The sequence below is a fragment of the Coprococcus sp. LG101-27 genome (assembly GCF_027695515.1).
In the GTDB taxonomy this organism is placed as follows: domain Bacteria; phylum Bacillota; class Clostridia; order Lachnospirales; family Lachnospiraceae; genus Allocoprococcus; species Allocoprococcus comes.
Map to the genome: position 1 here is coordinate 52,579 of NZ_JAQEUJ010000007.1, position 25,008 is coordinate 77,586.

General features: G+C 44.1%; 18 protein-coding genes. 15 read left to right on the top strand and 3 right to left on the bottom strand.

Going from position 1 to position 25,008, the window contains the following annotated elements:
- The first annotated feature begins 5 nt into the window (after window positions 1-5).
- The 11 genes from holB (at window position 6) to PG766_RS07280 (ending at window position 12,859) form a co-directional block, all read left to right on the top strand.
- Window positions 6-995: a DNA polymerase III subunit delta' gene (holB, locus tag PG766_RS07230; RefSeq protein WP_118199132.1), complete on the top strand. Its 990-nt coding sequence runs from the start codon at window positions 6-8 to the stop codon at window positions 993-995.
- A 3-nt stretch (window positions 996-998) separates the two neighbouring features.
- Window positions 999-1,910, top strand: a complete 912-nt coding sequence (locus PG766_RS07235; protein WP_117558723.1) for a PSP1 domain-containing protein — start codon at window positions 999-1,001, stop codon at window positions 1,908-1,910.
- Complete coding sequence (locus PG766_RS07240) at window positions 1,900-2,655, top strand: tRNA1(Val) (adenine(37)-N6)-methyltransferase (RefSeq protein WP_118199133.1); 756 nt, start codon at window positions 1,900-1,902, stop codon at window positions 2,653-2,655. Before PG766_RS07235 ends, PG766_RS07240 begins: the two co-directional genes overlap by 11 nt.
- A 2-nt stretch (window positions 2,656-2,657) precedes the next feature.
- Entirely contained in the window at window positions 2,658-3,497 is an 840-nt protein-coding gene (gene rsmI, locus PG766_RS07245; RefSeq protein WP_117558727.1) for a 16S rRNA (cytidine(1402)-2'-O)-methyltransferase, read from the top strand.
- A 148-nt stretch (window positions 3,498-3,645) separates the two neighbouring features.
- Window positions 3,646-4,758, top strand: a complete 1,113-nt coding sequence (locus PG766_RS07250) for an ABC transporter ATP-binding protein (RefSeq protein ID WP_117824646.1) — start codon at window positions 3,646-3,648, stop codon at window positions 4,756-4,758.
- A 302-nt stretch (window positions 4,759-5,060) separates the two neighbouring features.
- A complete protein-coding gene (locus PG766_RS07255) occupies window positions 5,061-7,670 on the top strand; it encodes a cation-translocating P-type ATPase (protein WP_118199134.1) in 2,610 nt (869 codons plus the stop codon).
- A gap of 70 nt (window positions 7,671-7,740) precedes the next feature.
- Complete coding sequence (locus PG766_RS07260; protein WP_243014468.1) at window positions 7,741-8,982, top strand: AI-2E family transporter; 1,242 nt, start codon at window positions 7,741-7,743, stop codon at window positions 8,980-8,982.
- 337 nt (window positions 8,983-9,319) lie between these two features.
- Entirely contained in the window at window positions 9,320-9,931 is a 612-nt protein-coding gene (locus PG766_RS07265; protein ID WP_118199135.1) for a nucleoside recognition protein, read from the top strand.
- A 169-nt stretch (window positions 9,932-10,100) separates the two neighbouring features.
- On the top strand, window positions 10,101-11,096 hold the full coding sequence (locus PG766_RS07270; protein WP_055155725.1) for an ABC transporter substrate-binding protein: 996 nt from the start codon (window positions 10,101-10,103) through the stop codon (window positions 11,094-11,096).
- Between the two features lie 24 nt (window positions 11,097-11,120).
- Window positions 11,121-12,056 (top strand): ABC transporter permease, encoded by a 936-nt coding sequence (locus PG766_RS07275; RefSeq protein ID WP_055155726.1) that lies wholly within the window; start codon window positions 11,121-11,123, stop codon window positions 12,054-12,056.
- Window positions 12,057-12,064: 8 nt separating this feature from the next.
- Window positions 12,065-12,859: an ABC transporter ATP-binding protein gene (locus tag PG766_RS07280; protein ID WP_172679847.1), complete on the top strand. Its 795-nt coding sequence runs from the start codon at window positions 12,065-12,067 to the stop codon at window positions 12,857-12,859.
- A 537-nt stretch (window positions 12,860-13,396) separates the two neighbouring features.
- On the opposite strand, the gene PG766_RS07285 is transcribed toward PG766_RS07280, so the two are convergent.
- The gene (locus PG766_RS07285; RefSeq protein WP_118199136.1) at window positions 13,397-15,376 is read right to left on the bottom strand and encodes an ABC transporter ATP-binding protein; all 1,980 of its coding nucleotides are present in this window, start codon (window positions 15,374-15,376) and stop codon (window positions 13,397-13,399) included.
- Complete coding sequence (locus tag PG766_RS07290) at window positions 15,373-17,139, bottom strand: ABC transporter ATP-binding protein (protein ID WP_118199137.1); 1,767 nt, start codon at window positions 17,137-17,139, stop codon at window positions 15,373-15,375. Before PG766_RS07290 ends, PG766_RS07285 begins: the two co-directional genes overlap by 4 nt.
- Before the next feature lie 203 nt (window positions 17,140-17,342).
- Between PG766_RS07290 and PG766_RS07295 the strand changes: the two genes are divergently transcribed.
- The 4 genes from PG766_RS07295 (at window position 17,343) to PG766_RS07310 (ending at window position 23,014) form a co-directional block, all read left to right on the top strand.
- Window positions 17,343-18,707, top strand: coding sequence for an MATE family efflux transporter (locus tag PG766_RS07295; protein ID WP_118199138.1), 1,365 nt, complete (start codon window positions 17,343-17,345; stop codon window positions 18,705-18,707).
- A gap of 87 nt (window positions 18,708-18,794) precedes the next feature.
- The gene (locus PG766_RS07300; RefSeq protein WP_118199139.1) at window positions 18,795-19,319 is read left to right on the top strand and encodes a spore maturation protein; all 525 of its coding nucleotides are present in this window, start codon (window positions 18,795-18,797) and stop codon (window positions 19,317-19,319) included.
- A gap of 186 nt (window positions 19,320-19,505) precedes the next feature.
- Complete coding sequence (locus PG766_RS07305) at window positions 19,506-21,749, top strand: beta-L-arabinofuranosidase domain-containing protein (RefSeq protein ID WP_118199140.1); 2,244 nt, start codon at window positions 19,506-19,508, stop codon at window positions 21,747-21,749.
- A gap of 212 nt (window positions 21,750-21,961) precedes the next feature.
- Window positions 21,962-23,014 (top strand): PTS transporter subunit IIC, encoded by a 1,053-nt coding sequence (locus PG766_RS07310; RefSeq protein ID WP_008374119.1) that lies wholly within the window; start codon window positions 21,962-21,964, stop codon window positions 23,012-23,014.
- Between the two features lie 94 nt (window positions 23,015-23,108).
- Here the strand turns inward: PG766_RS07310 and PG766_RS07315 are convergent, their stop codons facing one another.
- Complete coding sequence (locus PG766_RS07315) at window positions 23,109-24,872, bottom strand: DUF885 domain-containing protein (RefSeq protein WP_118199141.1); 1,764 nt, start codon at window positions 24,870-24,872, stop codon at window positions 23,109-23,111.
- Window positions 24,873-25,008: the final 136 nt, after the last annotated feature.

The following is a 25,008-nucleotide window of genomic DNA, read 5'->3' on the forward strand; positions in this document are numbered from 1 at the left end:
ATAATATGTCAGGATTTAAAGATGTCGTAGGACATAGCGAGATCATTCAGTATATACAGAACGCGGTTACAGAAGATAAAGTATCACACGCTTATATTCTGAACGGCGAGAAGGGATCAGGAAAGAAGATGCTTGCAGGTCTTTTTGCACAGACTCTGCAGTGCGAAAAGGGCGGAACAGAACCGTGCTATGAGTGCCATTCGTGCAAGCAGGCAGTCAGCGGCAATCATCCGGATATTATCTGGGTAACGCATGAAAAGCCGAACAGCATCAGTGTAGATGATATCCGGGTTCAGATCAATGGGGATATTCAGGTGAAGCCTTATAATGGAAAATACAAGACCTACATTGTGCCGGATGCAGATATGATGACTGTACAGGCACAGAATGCTCTGTTGAAGACAATCGAAGAGCCACCTGCTTATGCGGTAATTCTGCTTCTTACAGAGAATGCGAACAGTCTGCTCCCAACGATCTGCTCAAGATGCGTTATGCTGAAGCTCCGCAACATTAAGGATCAGCTTGTGAAAAGGTATCTGATGGAGCAGCTTCAGGTTCCTGATTACAAGGCAGACGTGTGTACTGCATTTGCACAGGGCAATATTGGAAAAGCTGCTATGCTGGCAGGCTCTGAGCATTTTAATGAAATTAAAGATGAGGCAGTTCGTCTGCTGAAGAATATCGATACCATGGAACTCGGTGATCTGGTGGAAGCTGTGAAACGGATTTCCGCTTACAAGATTGAGATCACAGATTATCTGGACATCCTTATGATCTGGTATCGTGATGTTCTGATCTATAAAGCAACAATGAATATCGACAGACTGATTTTCGGTGAAGAGATCGACAGTATCAGGGAGCGTGCGAAAAAGAGCTCTTATGAAGGAATTGAGACAATTCTGGAAGCACTTGAGAAAGCAAAGGCGAGACTGCGCGCCAATGTCAACTTTGATCTTGTCATGGAACTTCTTCTGTTGACAATAAAGGAGAACTAGGGAATGACAAAAGTAATTGGAGTCCGTTTTCGGACTGCAGGAAAGATCTATTTTTTCTCACCGGGCAAATTTGAGGTGAAGCGTGGCGATCAGGTAATTGTAGAGACTGCGAGAGGAGTAGAATTCGGTAACGTTGTGATGGGACCGAAGGAAGTGAAGGATGAAGAGATCACCCAGCCTCTTAAGACAGTGATCCGCCTGGCGACAGAGGATGACCGCCGTGTAGAAGAAAAGAATCGCAAAAAAGAAAAAGAAGCATTTCAGATTTGTCTGGAAAAGATCCACAAGCATGAGCTGGAGATGAAGCTGATCGATGCAGAATATACCTTTGACAACAATAAAGTGCTGTTTTACTTTACCGCAGACGGGAGAATTGATTTTCGTGAACTGGTAAAGGATCTGGCAGCGGTATTCCGTACCAGGATTGAACTTCGCCAGATCGGTGTAAGAGACGAGACGAAGATCCGCGGAGGAATCGGGATCTGTGGACGAGAGCTTTGCTGCCACACCTATCTGTCTGAGTTTGCACCGGTTTCGATCAAGATGGCAAAAGAACAGAATCTGTCGCTGAACCCGACTAAGATTTCAGGTGTATGTGGCAGACTGATGTGCTGCCTGACAAATGAGGAAGAGACATACGAGGAACTCAACAATAATCTTCCGTCTGTAGGTGAGTCAGTGACAACTCCGGAAGGCCTGAAAGGTGAAGTACAGTCATTAAGCGTACTGCGTCAGCTTGTCAGGGTTATTGTAACTCTGGACAATGATGAGAAAGAAATCCGTGAATATCCGGCAGCTGACCTGAAGTTCAAACCGCGCCGCCGGAAAAAGGATGTGAAACTTTCCAAACAGGAAATGAAAGAGCTTGCAGCTCTGGAGAAAGGTGAAGGAGCGTCAAAGTTAGATGACAAATAATCTTAAGCCGGGAGAACGGCTCGATGATTTACAGATAAAAGGCTATGAGATCATCCAGAGCCCGGGGCGGTTCTGCTTCGGAATGGATGCAGTGCTTTTAAGTGCCTTTGCCAAAGTAAAAGCGGGAGAATGCGTTCTTGATCTTGGAACAGGAACGGGAATTCTCCCGATTCTTTTGGCCGCAAAGACAAAAGGAAAGCATTTTACAGGGCTGGAGATCCAGGAAGAGAGCGCAGATATGGCGCGCCGGAGCGTCTGGCACAACCAGCTTGAGGAGCAGATCGACATTGTGACGGGAGATATCAAAGAAGCGTCACAGATATTTGGACACGGTTCCATGGATGTGATCACAACGAATCCGCCGTATATGATCGGTGGGCATGGGTTTGCCAATCCGGAGAGTGCCAAGGCGATCGCAAGGCATGAAGTCCTTTGTACATTGGATGATATTATCCGGGAAAGTGCGCGGACTTTAAAAGCCGGAGGCAGATTTTACATGGTACACAGACCGTTCCGGCTTGCCGAGATCCTGCCGGCAATGTGCGAGGCGAAGCTGGAGCCGAAGCGGATGCGCTTGGTGTATCCATATGTGGATAAGGAGCCAAACATGGTTTTGATCGAGGGAATCCGTGGCGCGAAATCGCGGATGACCGTGGAGCCGCCGCTGATCGTTTATGAGAAAGATGGCAGTTATACACGGGAAATCCTGGAACATTACGGAATGACAGGGACTGGAAAGGAGTAACTATGGCAGGAACATTATATTTGTGCGCAACGCCGATCGGCAATCTGGAGGATATGACGTTCCGGGTGATCCGGACGCTGAAAGAGGTTGACCTGATTGCAGCGGAAGATACCAGGAACAGTATTAAACTGCTGAACCATTTTGAGATCAAAACACCGATGACCAGTTATCATGAATATAATAAGATAGACAAAGGACATGCTCTGGTGGAGAAACTTCTTGCAGGGACAAATATTGCACTGATCACCGATGCCGGCACACCGGGAATCTCAGATCCGGGTGAGGAACTGGTGAAAATGTGCTATGAAGCCGGAATTACGGTCACTTCCCTTCCGGGAGCCGCTGCCTGTATTACGGCACTGACACTTTCCGGGCTTTCCACCAGAAGATTTGCATTTGAAGCATTTCTTCCAACGGACAAAAAGGAAAGACAGGCAGTCCTGGGTGAGCTTGTAGATGAGACAAGAACGATGATCGTTTACGAAGCACCGCACCGTCTGGTGAGAACCTTGAGAGAGCTTGGAGAAGTTCTTGGCGGGGACAGACATCTGACTGTGTGCCGGGAACTTACAAAAAAGCATGAGACTGCATTTCGCACCACGTTTGCGGAAGCGGTTTCTTATTACGAGAGCAACGATCCGAAGGGGGAGTGTGTGCTTGTGATCGAGGGGAAGAGCCGGGAGAGCATTTTACAGGAGGAGCGCGCAAAATGGGAAGAAATGACGGTTCAGGAGCATATGGATTACTATATGAACCAGGGAATCGATAAGAAAGAAGCCATGAAAAAGGTGGCAAAAGACCGCGGAGTCGGAAAGAGGGACATTTATAAAGAACTGCTGTAAGGCTTTCGTCAATTTGTACACCTTCTTGAAAAATCTTTGTTCAACCCGGTCATAGACCGACGATGTAAAAAAAGATATACTTTATTTCAGAAACAAGAACAGCGACAGCGTGTGTAAGAATCGCACAAAGATTTAGGAGGAAAAATAAATGGCAAGCTTATCATTAAAGCATATTAACAAAACATATCCGAACGGATTTGAAGCAGTTAAAGATTTCAACCTTGAAATTGAAGATAAAGAATTTATCATTTTTGTAGGACCATCTGGATGTGGTAAATCTACTACACTTCGTATGGTTGCAGGTCTGGAAGAGATCACAAGCGGTGAACTTAAGATCGGTGACAAAGTGGTAAATGATGTAGAACCAAAAGACAGAGATATCGCGATGGTATTCCAGAACTATGCTCTGTACCCACATATGACTGTATATGATAACATGGCATTCGGACTTAAATTAAGAAAAGTTCCGAAACCGGAGATTGATAAGATGGTTCGTGAAGCAGCTAAGATCCTTGACCTTGAACCACTGCTTGACCGTAAACCAAAAGCTCTTTCAGGTGGACAGAGACAGCGTGTTGCTATGGGACGTGCAATCGTTCGTAACCCGAAGGTATTCCTTATGGATGAACCACTTTCCAACCTGGATGCTAAACTTCGTGGACAGATGCGTATCGAGATTTCCAAACTTCATCAGAGACTTGGTACAACAATCATCTACGTAACACATGACCAGACAGAAGCTATGACACTGGGAACCAGAATCGTAGTTATGAACGCAGGTGTTGTTCAGCAGGTAGATACACCACAGGTACTTTATGATACCCCATGCAACCTCTTTGTTGCAGGATTCATCGGATCACCACAGATGAACTTCCTTGATGCTGTATGCCAGAAGAAGGGTGACAAAGTTGTCCTCAAAGTTGGACCGGCTGATATTGAACTTCCACCGGCAAAAGCAAAGAAACTTATCGATGGAGGATATGAAGGAAAGACTGTTGTCCTTGGAATCCGTCCGGAAGATGTACATGATGAGCAGATGTTTATCACATCTTCACCGAATACAGTTATTCAGGCTAAGATCCGTGTATATGAAATGCTTGGTGCTGAAGTATACCTCCACTTTGATTATGAAGGAGCTACAATGACAGCCCGTGTTGATCCTAGAACAACAGCAAGAACAGGCGACACTGTTACATTTGCATTCGATGCTGAAAAGATCCATGTGTTCGACAAAGAGACAGAAAAGACAATTACGAACTAAGATGTGAAATTATTTGCCGGAGTTTCCGATTTTGGAGACTCCGGTTAAAATTTTCTTGACAATCGGGCTATTCGTGGTATATAGTTACGTTAATAAAGGGGAGTAACCTACGCAAGGGAATCCGCGTTTGTGGTGTCGTCAGTACGGTGGAAGCATCCGGTACCACAAGAAAATGGTGAGACTTTTATTGCATTATTTGTTGTGCAATAAGGGTTTCTTTTTTTGTACATTTTTATCGAAAGAGAGCTTCGTTGCATAAGAAATTCAGGAATGTGAATACTCAGAAACAGGAGGCGGAAAGGATGAAAGAAATTTATCAGTCATCGGTAAAAGAAGTGCTTGGACAGATGGGAAGCAGAGAAGAGGGACTTACGATAAAAGAAGTGGAAAAGTCCCGTGAAAAATGTGGATGGAATGAGCTTGCGGAGGGAAAGAAAAAAAGTGTGCTGCAGATTTTTTTGGAGCAGTACAAGGATTTCCTGGTGATTATCCTGATTGCATCGGCGATTATTTCAGGAATTTTAGGAGACGCAGAAAGTGCGGCGGTTATTGTGATCGTCATTACAATGAATGCAATTTTGGGAACCGTGCAGACGGTAAAAGCAGAGCAGTCGCTTCAGAGCCTGAAAAAGCTTTCAGGACCGGAGGCGAAGGTTCTCAGGAATGGTACGGTGACACCGATTCCGGCAAGAGAACTGGTAGTTGGAGATGTGATCCTTCTGGAAGCCGGGGATTATGTTCCGGCAGACGGACGACTGATCGAGAACGCAAGCCTGAAGATCGATGAAAGTGCACTGACCGGGGAAAGTCTTGCAGTTGAGAAAAGCCTGGATGAAATCGAAGAGGAAGTGCCGCTTGGTGACCGGAACAATATGTTATTTTCGGGAAGCTTTGTTACTTACGGACGTGGAAGAGCCGTTGTGACAAGTGTAGGTATGCAGACAGAAGTCGGAAAGATTGCCGGACTTTTGAAATCAACCTCTGAAAAGCAGACTCCGCTTCAGGTGAATCTGGAAGAGTTCGGAAAGAAGCTTTCGGTTCTGATCCTGGTATTTTGCGGAATCTTATTTGGAATCAGTGTATTTCGTGGAGAAAATATCGGAAGCGCGTTTATGTTTGCAGTAGCACTTGCGGTTGCAGCAATCCCGGAGGCATTAAGTTCAATTGTAACAATCGTCCTTTCTTTCGGAACGCAGAAGATGGCCAAGGAGCATGCAATCATTCGAAAACTGCAGGCGGTAGAAGGTCTTGGAAGTGTCTCCGTGATCTGTTCGGATAAAACCGGAACTCTCACGCAGAATAAGATGACTGTTGAAGATTATTATATAGAAGGCAGAAGAATCCGGGCAGATGAGATTGATATGGCAGATCCGGCACAGAGATTTCTGCTTGATTGCAGCATTTTATGTAACGATTCTACCAATGAAAATGGAGTGGAAATCGGAGATCCGACAGAGACAGCGCTGATCAATCTGGGAAGCCGCTATGGAGTGGAAGCTGCAGAAGTAAGAGAAAGTTATCCAAGAGAAGATGAGATTCCATTTGACAGTGACCGGAAAATGATGTCGACGCTTCACCGGATAGACGGCGAAAACCGGATGATCGTCAAAGGTGCGGTTGACCGTCTCCTGGATCTGACAGACCGGATCTGGACAGAAAATGGAATACGGGAGATTACAAAAGAAGATAAAGAAAAGATTCAGAGCCAGAATCAGGAATTTTCAATGGAAGGTCTTCGAGTGCTGGCATTTACCTTCCGGGAGATTCCGGAAGAACATCTGCTGACCGCAGAGGATGAGGACCATCTGGTATTTCTCGGAATGATCGCGATGATGGATCCGCCGAGGGAAGAGTCAAAAGCTGCAGTAGAAGAATGTATCAAAGCAGGCATCCGTCCGGTGATGATCACGGGAGACCATAAGATCACGGCAGCAGCGATCGCAAAACGGATCGGCATTTTAAAGGATTTATCCGAAGCCTGTGAGGGCGCGGAGATTGAAAATATGAGTGACGAGGAGTTGCGGGGATTTGTCCCGAAGATTTCTGTCTATGCAAGGGTTTCGCCGGAACATAAGATCCGGATCGTCCGTGCATGGCAAGAGCGTGGAAATATTGTATCGATGACCGGCGACGGTGTCAACGATGCACCGGCTCTTAAGCAGGCAGATATAGGTGTTGCAATGGGAGTAACCGGAACAGAAGTTGCCAAAGATGCAGCGGCGATGGTACTTACAGACGATAATTTTGCCACAATTGTAAAAGCAGTGGAAAACGGACGAAATTTATACCGTAATATCAAGTATGCGATCCAGTTTCTGTTATCGGGAAACTTCGGTGCAATTCTCGCTGTTTTATATGCATCGATCGCAGGACTTCCGGTTCCGTTTGCACCGGTTCATCTGCTTTTTATCAACCTGCTGACTGATAGTCTCCCGGCAATTGCACTGGGAGTAGAACCGCATACCAGTGATGTGATGAATGAGAAGCCAAGACCGGCAGATGAGTCGATCCTGACAAAAGATTTCCTGTCAAAGATTGGTCTGGAAGGACTGGTGATCGGTGTAATGACGATGATCAGTTTCCTGACAGGATATCATCAGGACGGTGCACTTCTTGGAAGTACTTATGCATTTGGAACGCTCTGTCTTGCACGGCTGTTTCACGGATATAACTGTAAATCAGATCATCCGGTGATTTTTACCAAACGGTTTTTCAATAATAAATGGATGCAGGGCGCATTTGCACTGGGCGCAATTCTGATCACGGCTGTACTTACAATTCCGGGGCTGCATCAGGTGTTCAAAGTAGAAACATTGAACTTTGAACAGCTTGGGACTGTCTACCTGTATGCATTTGCCTGTTTTCCAATCATACAGCTTCTGAAGTGGGTACGTGGAAAATTATCTGAGTAACAATATGGGAAAATTCTTACTGGCTGTAGGGGATTAACCATAAATATGTTGTAGTAGAATGGAGAAAATAGTGGATTTTAGTAAATTATCTATAAAAAAAATCCGGGAATTGATCGTATTTACAGCGCTGATCGTAGTTGCATTGTGGAAATTTGATGTGGTTTTTGGCGTGATCAAGGCGGTATGGGGGATTATTTTTCCCTTCGCTCTTGGCGGTGCGATCGCGTTTGTGATCAATGTTCCGATGAGCTTTCTGGAGAAAAAATTATTTGGAAAGACAAAAGAGAAAGGAAGTAAGGCGGCAGAAAAGCTTGCAAGACCGATCAGTCTTCTTCTTACGATCGTACTGGTAGTGGGGGTGATCGTTCTTGTCATGTTCGGTCTGATTCCGCAGCTTACGGCAACAATTGGAAGTCTGATGAACAGTATTGCAGAATTTATTCCGCAGATGCAGAGTTGGGTACGGGAATTTACACACAATAACCGGGAAATCATGGATCTTGTGAACCAGGTGGAGTTCAATCCGAATAAGGCAATCCAGTGGGGGATGAGTATTCTCGGAAATGGTGCGGGAAATTTTATGAATACAACGATGACAGCGGTTGGTTCCATCGTCAGTGGAGTTACTACATTTTTTATTGCCTTTTCCTTTGCCTGCTATATTCTTTTCCAGAAAGAAAAACTGCATGTGCAGGTGAGAAAAGTGTTTTTCGCGTTTATTCCAAAACGAAAAGCAGAAGTAATTCTTGAAGTCTGTTCCCTGACCTACCGTACCTTCGCAAACTTCCTTACCGGACAGTGCCTGGAAGCAGTCATCCTCGGAAGTATGTTTGTAATTACATTAAGTATACTGAAAATGCCGTATGCACTGTTGATTGGAATCATCATATCCTTCACAGCCTTGATCCCAATCTTTGGAGCCTTCATCGGCTGCGTACTTGGCAGCCTCCTGATCTTCATGGTGAGCCCGAAACAGGCAATCCTTTTCATCCTTGTATTTCTGATCCTCCAGCAGATCGAAGGTAACCTGATCTACCCACACGTAGTCGGTAGCTCCGTAGGGCTTCCCTCCATCTGGGTCCTCGCCGCAGTCACCATTGGCGGCAACCTTCTGGGAATCATAGGAATGCTCATATTCATTCCATTAGTGTCCGTACTCTACACCCTCTTCCGGGAATATGTGTATTTGCGTTTGAAAAAACAACACATTAAGAAAGTGACGAAAACTGAAGTAGAAGAGTATACCCAAGAAGAAATTGACAAAATGAAAGAACTATATGAAAAAGAGCACCCTGAAAAATGTCTTGAATAAGGAAGCAATTTCATACATATAAATGTATTGAAATCGCAGCAAAAGCCTGCAACTTTGAGATGCAATCTCAAAGAGCAGGCTTTTCGACTCCCCATTTATAGTTTGGCGGAAAAGTATGACTTGTAGAATGTCAGCCGGGCGGAAAATAAATTGTGTTCAAATTCAATTTTTTGTGCAATGGAGACGAAACTCAGGAATCGTGGAAGCCATTGCTGAACACGATTCTCGCTCTAAGAGGTTCGTCGGAATGGTTTGCACAATTTGAATTTGAACACAATTTATTTTCCACCCGGCGTCCCCTTTCCCAACGTTTCCCCCATCCAAGAAAGGAGAAAAAATGCTCAACTACCTGTGGTCGGGAATGATTCTTATTGGCATCCTTTTTGCCGCTTTCTCCGGCAAAATGCCGGACATCACCACCGCCGCCTTAGATTCCTCCAAAGAAGCTGTCACACTCTGTATTACCATGATGGGCGTCATGTCCTTTTGGACCGGACTCATGGAAATCGCAGAAAAATCCGGCATTCTGAAAACGGCAGCTGACTGCCTTTCCCCTCTGATCCATTTCCTCTTTCCAGAACTGCCAAAAGATCACCCGGCAGAAAAACCAATCGCGGCAAACATCATTGCAAATATCCTCGGACTTGGCTGGGCGGCAACTCCGGCAGGTCTTGAAGCAATGGAAGAGCTTCAGAAGCTGGAAGAAGACCGCCGCCTTGGAAAAGCGGCAGGACCGGTAAGAAAAAGAGGCGTTGCAAGCAATGAGATGTGTACCTTCCTGATCGTAAATATTTCTTCACTGCAGCTGATCCCGGTGTCGGTGATCGCCTACCGGAGCCAGTACGGAAGCGTGAATCCGACAGCCGTTGTTGGACCTGGGATTGCGGCAACGGCGGTCAGTACCGGGGCGGCGATTTTATTTTGCAGGATAATGGACCGGAAAAGCTAGAATTTCTGTAGCTTTTTGTAACATACCTTGACTAAAGTACAAAAAAACGCTATAATCAATATCACGGCAAAGCTTTAAACCATTGAAGTTTAAACCGCTAAAGTTTAAAGCTATAAAGCCAAAACGGAAAAAGTTTGTTCGAAAAGAACATAGATGGAGGTATGTTATTATGAAAGCAAGAAAAATTTTAGCAGTATCACTTACTGCAGCAATGACACTGGCACTTGCTGCCTGTGGCGGAAGTTCATCAGACAAAGAATCTTCTTCAAAGGATTCATCAGACAAGGTATATAAGATCGGTATCTGCCAGCAGCTTGAGCATGCAGCTCTTGACGAGGCAACCAAAGGATTTGAAGAAGCCTGTGAAGAAAAATTCGGAAAAGACAAAGTGAAGTTCGATCTTCAGAACGGACAGGGCGAACAGGCAAACTGCGCAACCATCGTAAACAATTTTGTGGCAGACAATGATGACTTGATCCTTGCAAATGCAACAACTGCTCTTCAGTGTGCAGCAGCTGCAACAAGCACGATCCCGATTCTTGGAACATCTGTTACAGATTATGCAACTGCTCTTGATATTTCTGACTGGACAGGATCAACAGGCATGAACATTTCAGGAACCTGTGACCTTGCACCGATCGATGAACAGGAAGCAATGCTTAAAGAGCTCCTTCCGGATGCAAAAACAGTAGGTATCCTTTACTGTTCAGCAGAACCGAACTCAGCATACCAGGCGAAGAAGTTTGAGGAAGCACTTGAAAAAGATGGAATTAAGTATAAAGAATACACAGCAGCAGATTCTAATGAAATCCAGTCTGTAGTGACAAGTGCAGTAGATGAGTGCGACGCACTTTACATCCCAACTGATAATACAATGGCATCTAACACAGAGATTATCAACAATATCTGTCTTCCGGCAAAAGTACCGGTAATCGCAGGTGAACAGGGAATCTGTGAAGGCTGTGGTATTGCAACTCTTTCTATCAGCTACTATGACATTGGATACAGAGCAGGTGAAATGGCTTACGATATCCTTGTAAATGGAAAAGATATCTCAACCATGGATATTGAAAGTGCACCGAATGTTACAAAGATGTATAACAAAACAATTTGTGACGAACTCGGAATCACTGTTCCGGACGATTACGAAGCAATTGAGGAATAATCAGTATAGAAAGAGGCAAGAACAATGTATTTAGCAGCTTTAGATCCGATGTCTCTTGTGCGCGCCCTTCCGGGAAATGTAGCGCAGGGGATCATCTGGGGAATTATGGCGCTTGGCGTTTATATCACCTTCCGCATTCTGGATTTTGCGGATCTGACGGTTGACGGATCGCTGGCTACAGGTGGAGCAGTTGCAGTTATGCTGATCCGCGGCGGTATGAATCCGGCACTGGCACTTCTTTTCGCATTTCTGGCAGGTATGGCAGCCGGATTTGTGACAGGTATTTTACATACGTTTTTTGGAATTCCGGGCATTCTGGCCAGTATTCTGACGCAGATCGGACTTTACTCGGTGAATCTCGGAATCATGGGAAAATCCAATCAGGCAGTCAATGTTATGCAGTATAAATTGGTTGCATCGCTTCGTTATGTGACCGGCGAAGGAAGTGAACTGTTTTTTGTAAAGCTGATCGTGGCAGCACTTATCCTGATCGCAATTATTTACTGGTTCTTTGGAACTGAGCTTGGCGCATCGATCCGTGCAACCGGATGTAACCCGCAGATGGCAAGTGCACAGGGAATCAATACAGGCTTTACAAAGGTTCTGGCGCTTATGATCTCCAACGGACTTGTGGGACTTTCCGGTGGGATTTACGCACAGTACCAGGGAGCAGCCGATGTTAATATGGGACGTGGTGCCATTGTAATCGGACTTGCAGCCGTTATCATCAGCGAAGTTATTTTTGGAAAATTCTGTGCAGGCAGAAAAGCAGCCTTTGCATTTACACTGGGTGCAATCTTTATCGGAGCGATTATTTACTATATTGTAATCGCACTGGTATTGTGGCTGAAGATGCCTTCTGATTATATGAAACTGTTCTCAGCGGTAGTGGTTGCATGCTTCCTTGCAGTTCCGTACATGAAGGGTAAATATTTAACAAAGAAACGGAGGACTGCATAATGGGATATATGTTGGAAATCCAGAATATTCATAAAACCTTTAATCCGGGAACGATCAACGAAAAAGTCGCACTTAACGGAGTGAATCTGAACCTCAATCCGGGTGATTTTGTGACTATCATCGGTGGAAATGGTGCAGGAAAATCCACCACACTGAATGCGATCGCAGGAGTGTGGTCTGTAGACGAAGGAAAGATCATCATTGACGGAGTGGATATTACAAAGCTTTCAGAGCATAAAAGAGCACTTTATCTGGGAAGAGTTTTCCAGGATCCGATGACTGGAACTGCGGCAACTATGTCGATTGAAGAAAATATGGCGATCGCAGCCAGACGTGGCGAGCGCAGAGGTCTTGGATGGGGCATTACGAAAAAAGAGCGGGAGCGCTATAAAGAAGCCCTGAAAGAACTTGATCTTGGACTGGAAGACCGTCTGAGCAGTAAAGTCGGACTTCTTTCTGGTGGACAGCGACAGGCGATCACTCTTTTGATGGCGTCTCTTAAGAAGCCAAAACTTTTACTTCTGGACGAGCATACTGCAGCACTTGACCCGAAAACTGCAGCGAAGGTACTTGCCATCTCTGATAAGATCATTCAGGAGCATCAGCTTACTGCAATGATGGTAACACATAATATGAAAGATGCCATCGCGCACGGCAACCGCCTGATCATGATGCATGAAGGAAAAATTATCTACGATGTATCAGGAGAAGAGAAGAAGAATCTGAAGGTTGCAGATCTGCTGGCGAAGTTTGAAGAAGTCAGCGGCGGCGAGTTTGCGAATGACCGGATGATGTTGTCGTAAAGAATATTTTGAAAATGAAATAATAGTAGAAAACAGGAACGAGGTTTTACGATTGATGTAGAGCCTCGTTTTTTTGCACGTCTTGTTTAAATGTACTATTAAAAAACAGAGCAGATTCTGAAATGCTATAAAATTATAGAGAATACCTATTAGTAATACAGGATAGAAATTATCAATGAACCTCTTAAAAAATCCGGAATGGAAGAGAAAGAGGCAGAAGAAAGCCAAAGGACATTCCGTTGCATGCCATAGGGCGAAAGAAATCTTGTAAAGAAAATTGACATAAAAGTGTAAAGATGCTAGTATAATAAATAGAAAAGGTGCTACCGATGACGGTTCGCCTGATATTATTTGGTTATTAAAAATAACCGCTCATGTTTTCTCAGGACGATGGGCGGTTATTTTTGCGTCTTGGAATCATGCTTTCCACGCACATACCCAAGACTGTAAAAAGTCGCACACAGTGAAATAGCACCTTGAACTTATGGTAACAAACATAAAGAAGAAAATCAATATAAAATAAAATGACAGAATTGTCTAATCCATCAACTGCAATTCATATAATTTCTTATACAACCCATCCTTCGCCAGCAGCTCCTGATGGGTTCCGGATTCTTTTATTTCTCCGTGATGCATCACAATAATTTTATCCGCATGCTGGATCGTAGAAAGCCGGTGGGCAACCATGATCGTAGTTCTTCCATCCATCAGCCGCGCAAGTGCCTGTGTGATCAGTGTTTCGGTTTCTGTATCGATGTTGGCAGTTGCTTCATCGAGAACAAGGATCTTTGGATCATAAGCAAGTGTCCGTGCGAAGGACAAAAGCTGGCGCTGACCGGCAGATAGAGTACTTCCGCGCTCTGTGACCGGCTCATCATATCCGTGCGGCAGTTTCTGAATAAATGGATCTGCATTTACAATTTCGGCAGCCCGTCTGACATCGTCCGGTGAGATCGCTTCATTATTCAGCGAGATATTACTTTTGATGTCTCCGGTGAAGATGAAGACATCCTGTTGAACCTGACCAATTGCACCGCGGAGCACATCCAGATCAATTTCATGAATATCAATCCCATCAATCAGGATCTGTCCCTTCTGGATATCAAAATATCTTCCGATCAGATTTAAAATTGTAGATTTTCCTGCCCCGGTAGCGCCGACAAAAGCAACTTTTTCACCCGGCTGGATTACAAAACTTACATCTTTTAAAATATAATTTTCCTCTTCGTAGGTAAACCAGACATGGCGGAATTCAATTTCACCAAGAATATTGACCGGAGTCGGATCGACCGGAGATACGATTTCTGGTTTTACATCAAGAATACTGAAAATCTTTTCTGCGGAAGCAATGGAAGACTGCAGGGTTCCAAGCTGTTCGGAAAGCTCTTGGATTGGCTCGAAAAAGGAGCTGATGTAGGTGATAAACACGAACAGAGTTCCGAGAGAAAGACTTCCATTTAACACAGAAAGGCTTCCGGTTCGGATAACAAGGATCATGGCAATGACCGAAACCATATAGATTGAAGGCCGGAAGATCGCAAAAGTCATGATCTCGCGGAAATTGGCACGGTACAGTTCCATAGATTTGCCTTCAAATTCACTGTATTTCTCTTTTTCGCGTGCAAAGATCTGGATCAGCTTCATACCGGAAATATGTTCGGACAGGAAGGTGTTCAGCTCTGTGATTTTATTTCTTGTGATCTGGTAAGCTTTTCTGGAGAGATGCCGGAAAACAAAAGTCAGGATTGCAACCAGAGGTAAAAGCAGGAAGGATATACCCGCCATTTTCACATTAATTGAGAGCATGACAACAGCGTAACCAATAATCTTTACAACGTTTTTAAAAAGTTTCACAAGAATGGTGGAAAACAGTTCGTTGACTGCTTCAGTATCGTTAGATACACGTGTTACGAGCTTGCCAACCGGTGTTATATTGAAAAAAGAAAGTGACAGGCTGTGTATATGTGTAAATGTTTCTTCACGCAGTTTGTACACGATCTGCTGGCCCATCTTCTGTAAAAGCCAGGTGTCGGCAAGGTTCAGGAAAAATCCGCTAAAAAGCAGCAGAAGAAACAGAATTCCGGCTTTTAGGATCCCCTTAAAATCATTTTGTCTTAAAATCTTCAGATCATTGGAAGTAAGCTTCTGAGCACCTTCACTGACATAATTTTTTAAAACAGATGTATCGGCATTTTGCAGTGCAGTACATTCAGAGCGGGTGAGATTTTCTGCCATGTAATAGCGATCCTTCCAGAGAAAAATCTGATAAAAGGAAGCAGAATCCGCCGTGGATACTGCCTGGTCGCGCGACAATACAAGACCGTTCCAGTTTATAGCGTCCGGAGCGGAAACGTCGGCTTCTACATACGGATGATAATAACCATTGATATACTGGTCGATTGCATTTCCGATGATGATCGGGCGGTAAAGTTCCACAGCAATGATGAAGAGAACCAGGACAGTTGCCAGGGTCATTACCCATTTATGCGGTTTTAGATAACTTAAAAGTCGTTTCATCTTATTATGGCTACCTCCTGTTCTCCAATGGAAGCTTCCAACTGTTGCTTTGCAAACATATCTTTATAAATGCCATTTTTCTGAATCAGTTCGGTGTGTGTTCCAAGCTCTTTCATTTCTCCGTTTTCAAGTACCATGATCAGATCGGCATGCTGTACTGTGGAAATGCGGTGTGCGATCAGGATTGTTGTTTTCCCTTTACGATCGTCCCTGAGATTATGCAGGATATGTTCTTCCGTATCGGTGTCGACAGCGGAAAGGGAGTCATCAAGAATCAGGATCGGCGCATTTTTCATCAGGGCGCGGGCGATGGAGCTGCGCTGTTTCTGACCGCCGGAAAGCGTAACGCCACGTTCGCCGACGATCGTATCATAGTTGTCAGGAAAATTTGCAATATTATCGTGAATGCAGGCTGATTTTGCTGCGGCGATAATACGGCTCATATCCTGTGACTTTGTGCCGAATGCAATATTTGCTTTCAGAGTATCGGAAAAAAGAAAATTATCCTGTGGTACATAAGCAATATTTTCACGCAGAGTTTTCAGCGGAATTGTGTTGATATCATGGTCATCCAGATAAATCATGCCTGGCTCGGTGTTGTAAAGCCGGAGCAGAAGATTGATCAGAGTGGATTTTCCGTTGCCGGTGCGCCCGATGATGGCAAGGGTTGTCCCGGATGGGATGTCCAGATTGATATCATGCAGTACCGGAGAAGTATTTCCAAGGTGTGCAAATGTCAGGTGGTTAAAACGGATATCCCCGTGCAGGGTGTCTAAAGTCGTGACAGAAGCAGTATCTTTTACATTTGTCTGCGCTTCCAGAATTTCCTGTACACGACGGATGGATGCAGTTCCCTGGGAAAACATGACGGCAGCTTCCGAACAGGCGAGCATCGGCCATACCAGCATATTGACATACTGATTGAAAGCTACGAAGCGTCCGAGTGTAATCTGTCCGATCAGGGCGAGGTATCCCCCATAAAGGAGTGAGGCAAGACTGGAAAATCCGATGATCACATCCAGAAGCGGGATCAGGATGGCTTCCAGCTTTGCGATGCGCATACTTTTATCCATGGTGTCCTGGTTCTTTTTGGAAAAAGAAAGGATTTCTGCCTGCTTGCGGACAAAGGCCTTGATCACACGGATCCCGGAGAAGCTTTCCTGTACAAAGTCGGCAAGATTGGAAACACTGTCCTGACGTTCGGTGTAGAGGTCATCCAGTACCTTTCCGTAATGCATATAGCCGAGGCAGATGATGACCATCGGGATCAGTGCCAGAAGGGTTAGTTTTATATTGACATAATACATCATCTGGCAGACGACCAGGAGCGTCATGACTACGGAATCAAAGATGCAGATGACAGCAGGGCCAATTGCCATGCGGACCGCATTTAAGTCACTGGTAAACCGGGTCATCAGATCACCTGTTTTGTGGCTGTTGTAGTATTCCACATCCATAGTTTCCAGATGGGAAAACATTTCATTACGCAGTTCACGCTCGATAATACGTGCGGTTCCAAAAAGAAAATAACGCCACAAAAAACGGCCGACTGCAAGCAGAAGACCAATCAGAAAGATCCCAAGAAGACAGGTACAAATGGAACTCCAGGTAATGCTGCGCGCGGTAAGACCATCGGTAATGATACCGGTAAGTTTTGGAATAAATACACTTGCCGCATCTACAGCAAAAAGAGTAAGGATTCCGGCAATATAGCGATATTTGTATCGCCTGACATATTGCATGATAAAGGGCAGTGGTTTCATATCAATGCCTCCTGAAAATGATAAATTTTTTCTATATTAACTATTATAGAGGGTAGAACCTGGGGTGTCAAAGATTCCGTCAAATAAACGGAAAATACTTTGTGAAACAGGGAAAATTTCGTGAAAACGACAATTGCTATTTAAGATACATTTTTCTATAATGACGGGAGGTAAAATGTTAATGAGATAAACAGAGGGAATATATGAAAACATTACAGAAAGATTTGACGACCGGGAATCCGGGAAAAATTATTTTTAATTTCACACTGCCGATCTTCATTGGAAATGTATTTCAGCAGTTCTACAGTATGGCGGACACAATTATCGTAGGAAAGTTCGTGGGAACCAAAGCACTTGCGGCTGTTGGAAGTACGGGAACGATCATGTTTCTGATCAATGGATTTATTCTGGGAATGACAGCAGGATTTACCGTACTTACGGCACAGAAATTTGGCGCAGGTGATATGAAAGCAATGCGCAAGACTGTAGGAAATGCCACGATTCTGGCGATTATTATGTCTCTTATTATGACTGTGCTCGGAATGATGGCAATGAAACCGCTTCTTGGGATTATGAAGACACCGGATGATATTTTCAAGGATGCCTATGCGTATATTATGGTAATCTGTGGTGGAATTGCGGCGCAGATGCTATATAATTTTTTATCCAGTGTCTTGCGGGCACTTGGTAACAGCAAGGTTCCGCTGTATTTCCTGATTCTTGCGGCGTTGCTCAACATTGTGCTGGATATGGTATTTATCATTGCATTTCACATGGGCGCAGCCGGTGCGGCATGGGCGACCGTGATTTCACAGGGGATTTCGGGAATCCTGTGTCTGGTATATATTGTGAAGGCGGTTCCGATCCTGCATTTACATAAGGAGGACTGGCGTCCGAGCGGACATCTGCTGAAGATCCAGCTTGCAGTCGGAATTCCGATGGCTCTTCAATATTCGATCACAGCAATCGGAACCATGATGGTACAGACTGCCCTGAATCTGCTTGGCTCCACACAGGTAGCAGCATTTACCGCAGCGAATAAGATCGAGCAGATCGTGACGCAGGCATATGTTGCGATGGGAACCACGATGGCAACCTATTGCGCACAGAATATTGGAGCTGGTAAGATCAAAAGGATCCGTCAGGGATTTAAGTCAATTACGATCATGGGAAGTATCTATTCAGTCGTAGTTGCGGCGATCATTATGACAGTTGGAAAATATATGACGTATCTGTTCCTGTCTGGGGATCTGACAGAAATTATGCATTCCGTGGATATTTACCTGAAATGCGTCGGTACTTTCTTTATTCCGCTTACAGTTGTAAATGTTTACCGGAATGGAATCCAGGGAATGGGATATGGACTGCTCCCGATGATGGCTGGTGTGGCTGAGCTGGTTGGCAGGGGCGTTGTTGCCATGATCGCGGCAGGGCAGAAGAGTTACTTTGGGGTATGCATGGCAAGTCCGGCGGCATGGATCCTGGCAAGTGCACTGTTGATTGTGATGTATTATTATGTTATTCATCAGAATGAAAAACGGTTTGCGAAGTATGCGGATGAGGAATAGAAAAGTTTTCTTTATAAAGCAAACGGAATGAATAACAGCTCCGGCGAATATACTTTTTAGTAAAGTGGTTCGCCAGGAGCTGTTTTTATGCGCCTTTTTTTATACATATCTGACTTTATAGTCCCTTTTATGATTTTGTCCATTCTTATATATGGAATTTTTGCAGGAGTGAATGTATATGATACTTTTATTCAGGGAGCAAAGCGTGGATTTTGGACGGTCGTGCGGCTGATGCCGACGTTGATTGGATTGATGGCGGCAGTGGGGATTTTGCGTGCATCGGGTTTTCTGGAATTTATATCGGAAATAATTGGAAATGTGACGGAGCAGATTGGATTTCCGGGGGCATTGGTTCCGCTTACGATTGTGAAAATGTTTTCGTCCTCTGCAGCAACGGGATTATTGCTTGATATCTACAAGGAATTTGGAACAGATTCGAGAAATGGAATGATTGCTTCAATTTCGATGGCGTGTACGGAAACGATTTTCTATACGATATCGGTGTATTTTATGTCAGCAAAGGTGAAAAAAACCAGGTACACTCTTGCCGGAGCATTTATTGCAACATTTGCAGGGCTTGTAGCGAGTGTGTGGCTGGCAGCACTTGTATAAATAAAAGTTGTATATAAAAATTATCGAATGTTGTATTCAGATCTTTTTGAAAAATGTATATATCGCACAATAAAAATGATTACAATTAACAAAAAATGTGCAAAATCTTGACAAAGAATGGAGAGAAACATAGAATATAGTCTATAGATGGTTCGAATCCAATTTTTATACGAAAAGGAGCAAAACATGAACGCAGCAGAAATTATTAAAAAAGATTTGGATGCAATTTATATTGGGAATCTGAGCACAGTAGATGACGATCTTACACTCCCGGAGAATGGAAAATATGGTGCTCAATTTACCTGGGAGACAGGGGAAGAAAGATTTATTGACAATACAGGAAAGGTACATCGTCCGCTGCATGGCATGGGAAACCGTAAGGTTACACTGACGGTTACTGCAACCTATGAAGGATGTAGTGAGTCAAGAGAATATGTGGCGACCGTATTGCAGGAAGCAAAAGAAAATATCGTAAAAGAAGTACGTAAAGTCGTCCTTAATGCACAGGTCGGTGAAGAAGCACATCTTCCGTCTGTTGTGATCGCATATACAGAAGATGGACGCCGCATGACAATGCCGGTGAAATGGAATACATATGAGCCGGCAAAAGAAGAGACAGTGGTTGCAGTTGCAGGTGTGATCGATGGAACAGAAAAGGAAGCATCTGCAGAGATCCATTATAAAAAGGAAATAGTACCAGTAAAAGGACCGGAGAAAAAGGTGGATTATGTTCCACTTGGACAGGTTCGGTTGAAAGAAGGAACTCTTTATTATAAATACCAGAAGCTGATGGAAGAATATCTTCTTGGAATTGACGATGACCAGATGCTTTATAATTTCCGCAAAGCGACCGGACTGGATACCAAAGGAGCACCTCCGATGACCGGTTGGGATGAGGAAAGCTGTAAACTGAAAGGGCACACGACCGGACATTATCTGTCAGGTATTGCACTTGCATTTGCAGCAACCGGCAATCCAAAATTTTTAGATAAAGTCAATTACATGGTAGCAGAGCTGAAAAAGTGCCAGGATGCATTTGCGGCAACCGGCAAATATCACAGAGGATTTTTGAGCGCATACTCAGAGGAACAGTTCGATCTTCTGGAAGTATATACCAAGTATCCGGAAATCTGGGCTCCGTATTATACTTTGGATAAGATTATGTCCGGATTATATGATTGTCATGTACTTGCCGGAAATGAGACGGCAAAAGAGATCTTGGACTTGATGGGAGACTGGGTATATGACAGACTTTCCCGTCTGCCAAAAGAAACACTGGATAAAATGTGGGCAATGTATATTGCGGGCGAGTTTGGTGGTATGCTTGGAACAATGGTAAAAGTCTATGAGCTGACCGGAAAAGAAAATCATCTGAAGGCTGCAAAACTTTTTGAAAATGAAAAGTTATTCTATCCGATGGAAGAAGAATGCGATACATTGGAGGATATGCATGCAAACCAGCATATTCCGCAGATTATCGGTGCAATGGATCTGTATCGGGCAACTGGTGATGAGATTTATTGGGAAATCGGAAAGAATTTCTGGAATATCGTGACTGGTGGACATACATATTGTATCGGTGGGGTTGGTGAGACTGAGATGTTCCATCGTGCAAATACAACGTGCTCTTATCTTACGGATAAGGCTGCTGAAAGCTGTGCAAGTTATAATATGCTGCGCCTGACCAGTCAGTTATTTGAATATACTCGAAGCGGCGATCTGATGGATTATTATGATAATACGCTGAGAAATCATATCCTGACATCAAGTAGTCATAAATGTGATGGTGGAACGACTTATTTTCTTCCACTTGGTCCGGGTGGCAGAAAAGAATTCTTCCTTTCAGAGAATTCCTGCTGTCATGGAACCGGTATGGAGAGCAGATTCCGTTATATGGAAAATATTTATGCGCAGGATGAAGATGCGCTTTACATTAACCTTCTTGTAGATTCCGTGCTGACGGACGAAAATGGAAAAACGATGATCGAACTTCAGAGTGTGGATGAAGAAGGTGTAATGGAAATCCGTTGTCAAAAGGATCAGAAAAAAGTTCTTAAAATCCATATTCCGGCATGGGGGCAGAAGGATTTTAATGTGACTGTAAATGGAAAAGTTCTTGCAGATACAGCACTTCATGATGGGTATCTGGTAATTGATGCAGATCCGAAAGCCGGAGATGTGATCCGACTGGAACTTCCGATGGAATTCCGTGTGTTGGATAACAAGTCTGATGCGGCATTTGTCAATCTTGCATATGGGCCATATATTCTTGCGGCACTTTCAGAGGAAAAAGAATTCCTTGCAGCACCGGCAGTAGAAGAAATTCATATGGTTGATGGAAAATTACAGTTTGAAGCGAATGGAATGAAGATGATCCCTCTTCCGGAAGTAGATATGGAAGCTTATCATGTATATTTTCATAAAGAATAAAAATAAGAAATAAAAAGCAGGAGTGTGCAGTTAAAAAATGTACACTCCTACTTTTTTGTCATATCAGTTATATCATACTTTTGCGAAGATAAGAGATTTAAATAAAATCTTCTTGACGGATTCTGCAAAACAGTGGATAATATTGCACAGTAATCACATGTGACAAGACAGTAGATTATACACTAAAAGAATGACAGGAGCAGGAGAAAGTTATGAAAGAGTTTCTAAGAAAGAAAAATATTATCTTTTCAGCGAAGCGATACGGAATCGATGCGCTTGGTGCAATGGCGCAGGGACTGTTTGCATCGCTTCTGATCGGTACGATCATCAGCACACTCGGAGAACAGCTTGGTATAGGAATCCTTGTAACAGTAGGCGGTTATGCGAAAGGAGCAACCGGAGCTGCGATGGCAATCTCGATCGGAGTAGCACTTCAGTGTCCGCCACTTGTATTGTTTTCACTGGCGGCAGTCGGAATGGCAGCAAATGAACTTGGGGGTGCCGGAGGACCTCTTGCGGTTTTGGTCGTTACGATTTTTGCAGCAGAATTTGGAAAACTGGTTTCAAAAGAAACAAAAATAGATATTATTGTGACACCATTTGTGACGATCTGTGTGGGGGTTCTGCTTTCACTGGGATGTGCACCGGCGATCGGAGCAGCGGCAAGTACCGTAGGAACTGCGATCATGTGGGCGACTGAATTACAGCCATTTTTCATGGGAATTATCGTATCTGTGATTGTTGGTATTGCGCTGACACTTCCAATCAGCAGTGCAGCGATCTGTGCGGCACTTTCACTTACCGGGCTTGCAGGAGGTGCTGCTGTAGCCGGCTGCTGTGCACAGATGGTTGGTTTTGCGGTTATGAGTTTTAAGGAAAATAAATGGGGTGGTCTTTTTGCACAGGGAATAGGAACCTCGATGCTTCAGATGGGAAACATTGTGAGAAATCCGAGAATCTGGCTTCCGCCGACACTGGCATCCGCAATTACCGGTCCGGTCGCAACCTGTATCTTCCATCTGAAGATGAACGGTGCGGCAGTGGCATCCGGAATGGGAACCTGCGGACTGGTCGGACAGATTGGTGTGTACACTGGCTGGGTAAATGATATTGCAGAAGGAACCAAAGCTGCGATCACCGGAATGGACTGGGCAGGTCTGGTGCTGATCTGTTTTATTCTTCCGGCAGTGCTTTCCTGGGCGATTGCGATTCCGATGAGAAAATGTGGTTGGATCAAGGAAAATGATCTGAAGCTGGATCTGTAGATTCAGGTGTAAATTATATAAAATGTGTTTGAGGGGCTATCCTGTGGGAATATTTTGGAATCTCACAGGATAGTTTTTTGTGTGTGAAGCAGGATCAATCTAATAAATTTTTTTCCACCTCATCATATACGATCTCAAATGGTGCCGGTCCCACATCCAGTACCGCCCTGTGAAATTCTTTCTGGGAGAATTGATTTCCCAGGGTATCTGCCATCTCCTTTTTCAATTCATAAAATTTCAGGTATCCAATATAGTATTTCAGATAATTGGCAGGACTTCCAATGATCAGTTCGTAGACACTCTGTACTGCATTTGCATCATTGATTCCGTAATCGCTGAAAAAGCGGACTGTATCAGTTACAGACCAGCCGTCATAATGAATTCCCATATCTGCAAGTGCATAAAGTCCAAGAATGACAGAACTGTTTTTCTGGAGAAGGGATGCTTCCGTCTTAGAGAGAGGTGCAAGGTAGTAGGACATCATTTCCGCATAGGTGGCCCAGCCCTCAACGTATCCGCCAAAATCAAGAATACTCCGGATGGGATCCGGTTCAGAAGCAGAAAAATAGACAGTCTGGTACAGATGTCCGGGATAGCCTTCGTGAGCAAGAGTCGTGTAGAGATTCAGCCCTGAGGCGGTCTGTCCGTTGTTAATATAGATGACATTTTCCGTCAGATTGTCAATGGCAGGGATCATATAGAAAGCGGGACTTAGATAATCTTGCATGGATTCCGGAACATATTTGACCTGGAAATCAACATCAGGAATTTCCGGGAATGTATCTGTGATTTTAGACCTGAGATCATCCAGCATGGAATCAGGAGGTGTCTGCTCCAAAACGGATGCCTGGGTAAGTGCTGCGTCAGCAGGGAAGAGAACCTTCTGCATGGCATTTAGATCTTCTAGTATCTGTGCCCTGGTCATCAGTCGCAGCCGGGAAATGGACTCATTGCAGCCGGTAGTCTGACGCACCAGATATTCATAGTATTTTTTCCCATAAGGGAAATGGCTAAGTCCCTGTTCATTCGTTCCTTTTCCTTTCAGCGATTTGATAGCGGTGATCAGATTTTGATAAGCTGGATAAATCTCTTCTGTTACAAGTTTTATATTTTCTTTCCGAAAAGAATCTTTTTTGTTTTCAGGTAAAAGATCCAGTGACGCGATCCGTTCGCTAAATGTACTGATCAGATAATTCTCTTTACCCATATCGATAAAAGACTGGCAGGTGTCCAGAACAGAGTCAGCCTGGTAATCCGGCATAAAAAGACCGGAAGCAGCTTTTTTCTGCTCAAACCGGATGACAGAATCAAAATAGGCAGGCGTTTCTTTTAAGAGAGCCAGATAGGTTTCTACATCCTGTGTGTCGTAAAAGCTGTATTCCGAGAGCAGAACAGGCAGCTGGGTATGAATGCCGGATACGGGGCCGAGAGGCTCCTGATAAAGCAGATAATCTGTTCCTGTGGATGCATTTTTAAGATAGGTATCCAGGATTTTAAAAGTCAGTGCATTTTCTGAAGAAAGAGTGCCGGGATCAAATTCCTGCAGAGAAGAGAGAACATTTCTGACAGAAGCTTTCGCTGCAACGGGATCAGAAGAAAGACTGCCATATGTAGCCGGGATGTCCGTGATTCCATAGTCAGAAGGAGAACGCAAGGTATAGTGAAGACTGATGGTATTTGCGGATACTTCCGTCTGGAAAAGGCTGCGTGTGAAGGTACGGAATTGCCGGTCGGAAGATTCTGCATGCAGAGAGTTCCAAAATGCATTGCCAGACAGAAAAGAAATCAGAATGACCAGCAGACAACAGGGAAGAATCAGAAATATTTTTTTCCGGTGTTTAAGAATTAAATGAAACATAAAACTCCAGAAGAAATGATGTTGTTTCTATGTATATGATTTTGATTCTGGAAATATGTATCTCAAACGAAACTTTACAGAAATAAAACAAGTGTCTTGTCAGATGTAAAGTGTGGTGCTATAATGTGCACTATGC

Excerpts from the sequence above, each read along its gene's own strand:
- PG766_RS07295 (WP_118199138.1), top strand. The coding sequence starts at position 17,343 with ATGAAAACATTACAGAAAGATTTGACGACCGGGAATCCGGGAAAAATT.
- PG766_RS07255 (WP_118199134.1), top strand. The coding sequence starts at position 5,061 with ATGAAAGAAATTTATCAGTCATCGGTAAAAGAAGTGCTTGGACAGATG.
- PG766_RS07300 (WP_118199139.1), top strand. The coding sequence starts at position 18,795 with ATGCGCCTTTTTTTATACATATCTGACTTTATAGTCCCTTTTATGATT.
- PG766_RS07285 (WP_118199136.1), bottom strand. The coding sequence starts at position 15,376 with ATGAAACGACTTTTAAGTTATCTAAAACCGCATAAATGGGTAATGACC.
- PG766_RS07265 (WP_118199135.1), top strand. The coding sequence starts at position 9,320 with ATGCTCAACTACCTGTGGTCGGGAATGATTCTTATTGGCATCCTTTTT.
- PG766_RS07250 (WP_117824646.1), top strand. The coding sequence starts at position 3,646 with ATGGCAAGCTTATCATTAAAGCATATTAACAAAACATATCCGAACGGA.
- PG766_RS07310 (WP_008374119.1), top strand. The coding sequence starts at position 21,962 with ATGAAAGAGTTTCTAAGAAAGAAAAATATTATCTTTTCAGCGAAGCGA.
- PG766_RS07240 (WP_118199133.1), top strand. The coding sequence starts at position 1,900 with ATGACAAATAATCTTAAGCCGGGAGAACGGCTCGATGATTTACAGATA.
- PG766_RS07290 (WP_118199137.1), bottom strand. The coding sequence starts at position 17,139 with ATGAAACCACTGCCCTTTATCATGCAATATGTCAGGCGATACAAATAT.
- PG766_RS07270 (WP_055155725.1), top strand. The coding sequence starts at position 10,101 with ATGAAAGCAAGAAAAATTTTAGCAGTATCACTTACTGCAGCAATGACA.
- PG766_RS07305 (WP_118199140.1), top strand. The coding sequence starts at position 19,506 with ATGAACGCAGCAGAAATTATTAAAAAAGATTTGGATGCAATTTATATT.
- rsmI (WP_117558727.1), top strand. The coding sequence starts at position 2,658 with ATGGCAGGAACATTATATTTGTGCGCAACGCCGATCGGCAATCTGGAG.
- PG766_RS07275 (WP_055155726.1), top strand. The coding sequence starts at position 11,121 with ATGTATTTAGCAGCTTTAGATCCGATGTCTCTTGTGCGCGCCCTTCCG.
- PG766_RS07280 (WP_172679847.1), top strand. The coding sequence starts at position 12,065 with ATGTTGGAAATCCAGAATATTCATAAAACCTTTAATCCGGGAACGATC.
- holB (WP_118199132.1), top strand. The coding sequence starts at position 6 with ATGTCAGGATTTAAAGATGTCGTAGGACATAGCGAGATCATTCAGTAT.
- PG766_RS07315 (WP_118199141.1), bottom strand. The coding sequence starts at position 24,872 with ATGTTTCATTTAATTCTTAAACACCGGAAAAAAATATTTCTGATTCTT.
- PG766_RS07235 (WP_117558723.1), top strand. The coding sequence starts at position 999 with ATGACAAAAGTAATTGGAGTCCGTTTTCGGACTGCAGGAAAGATCTAT.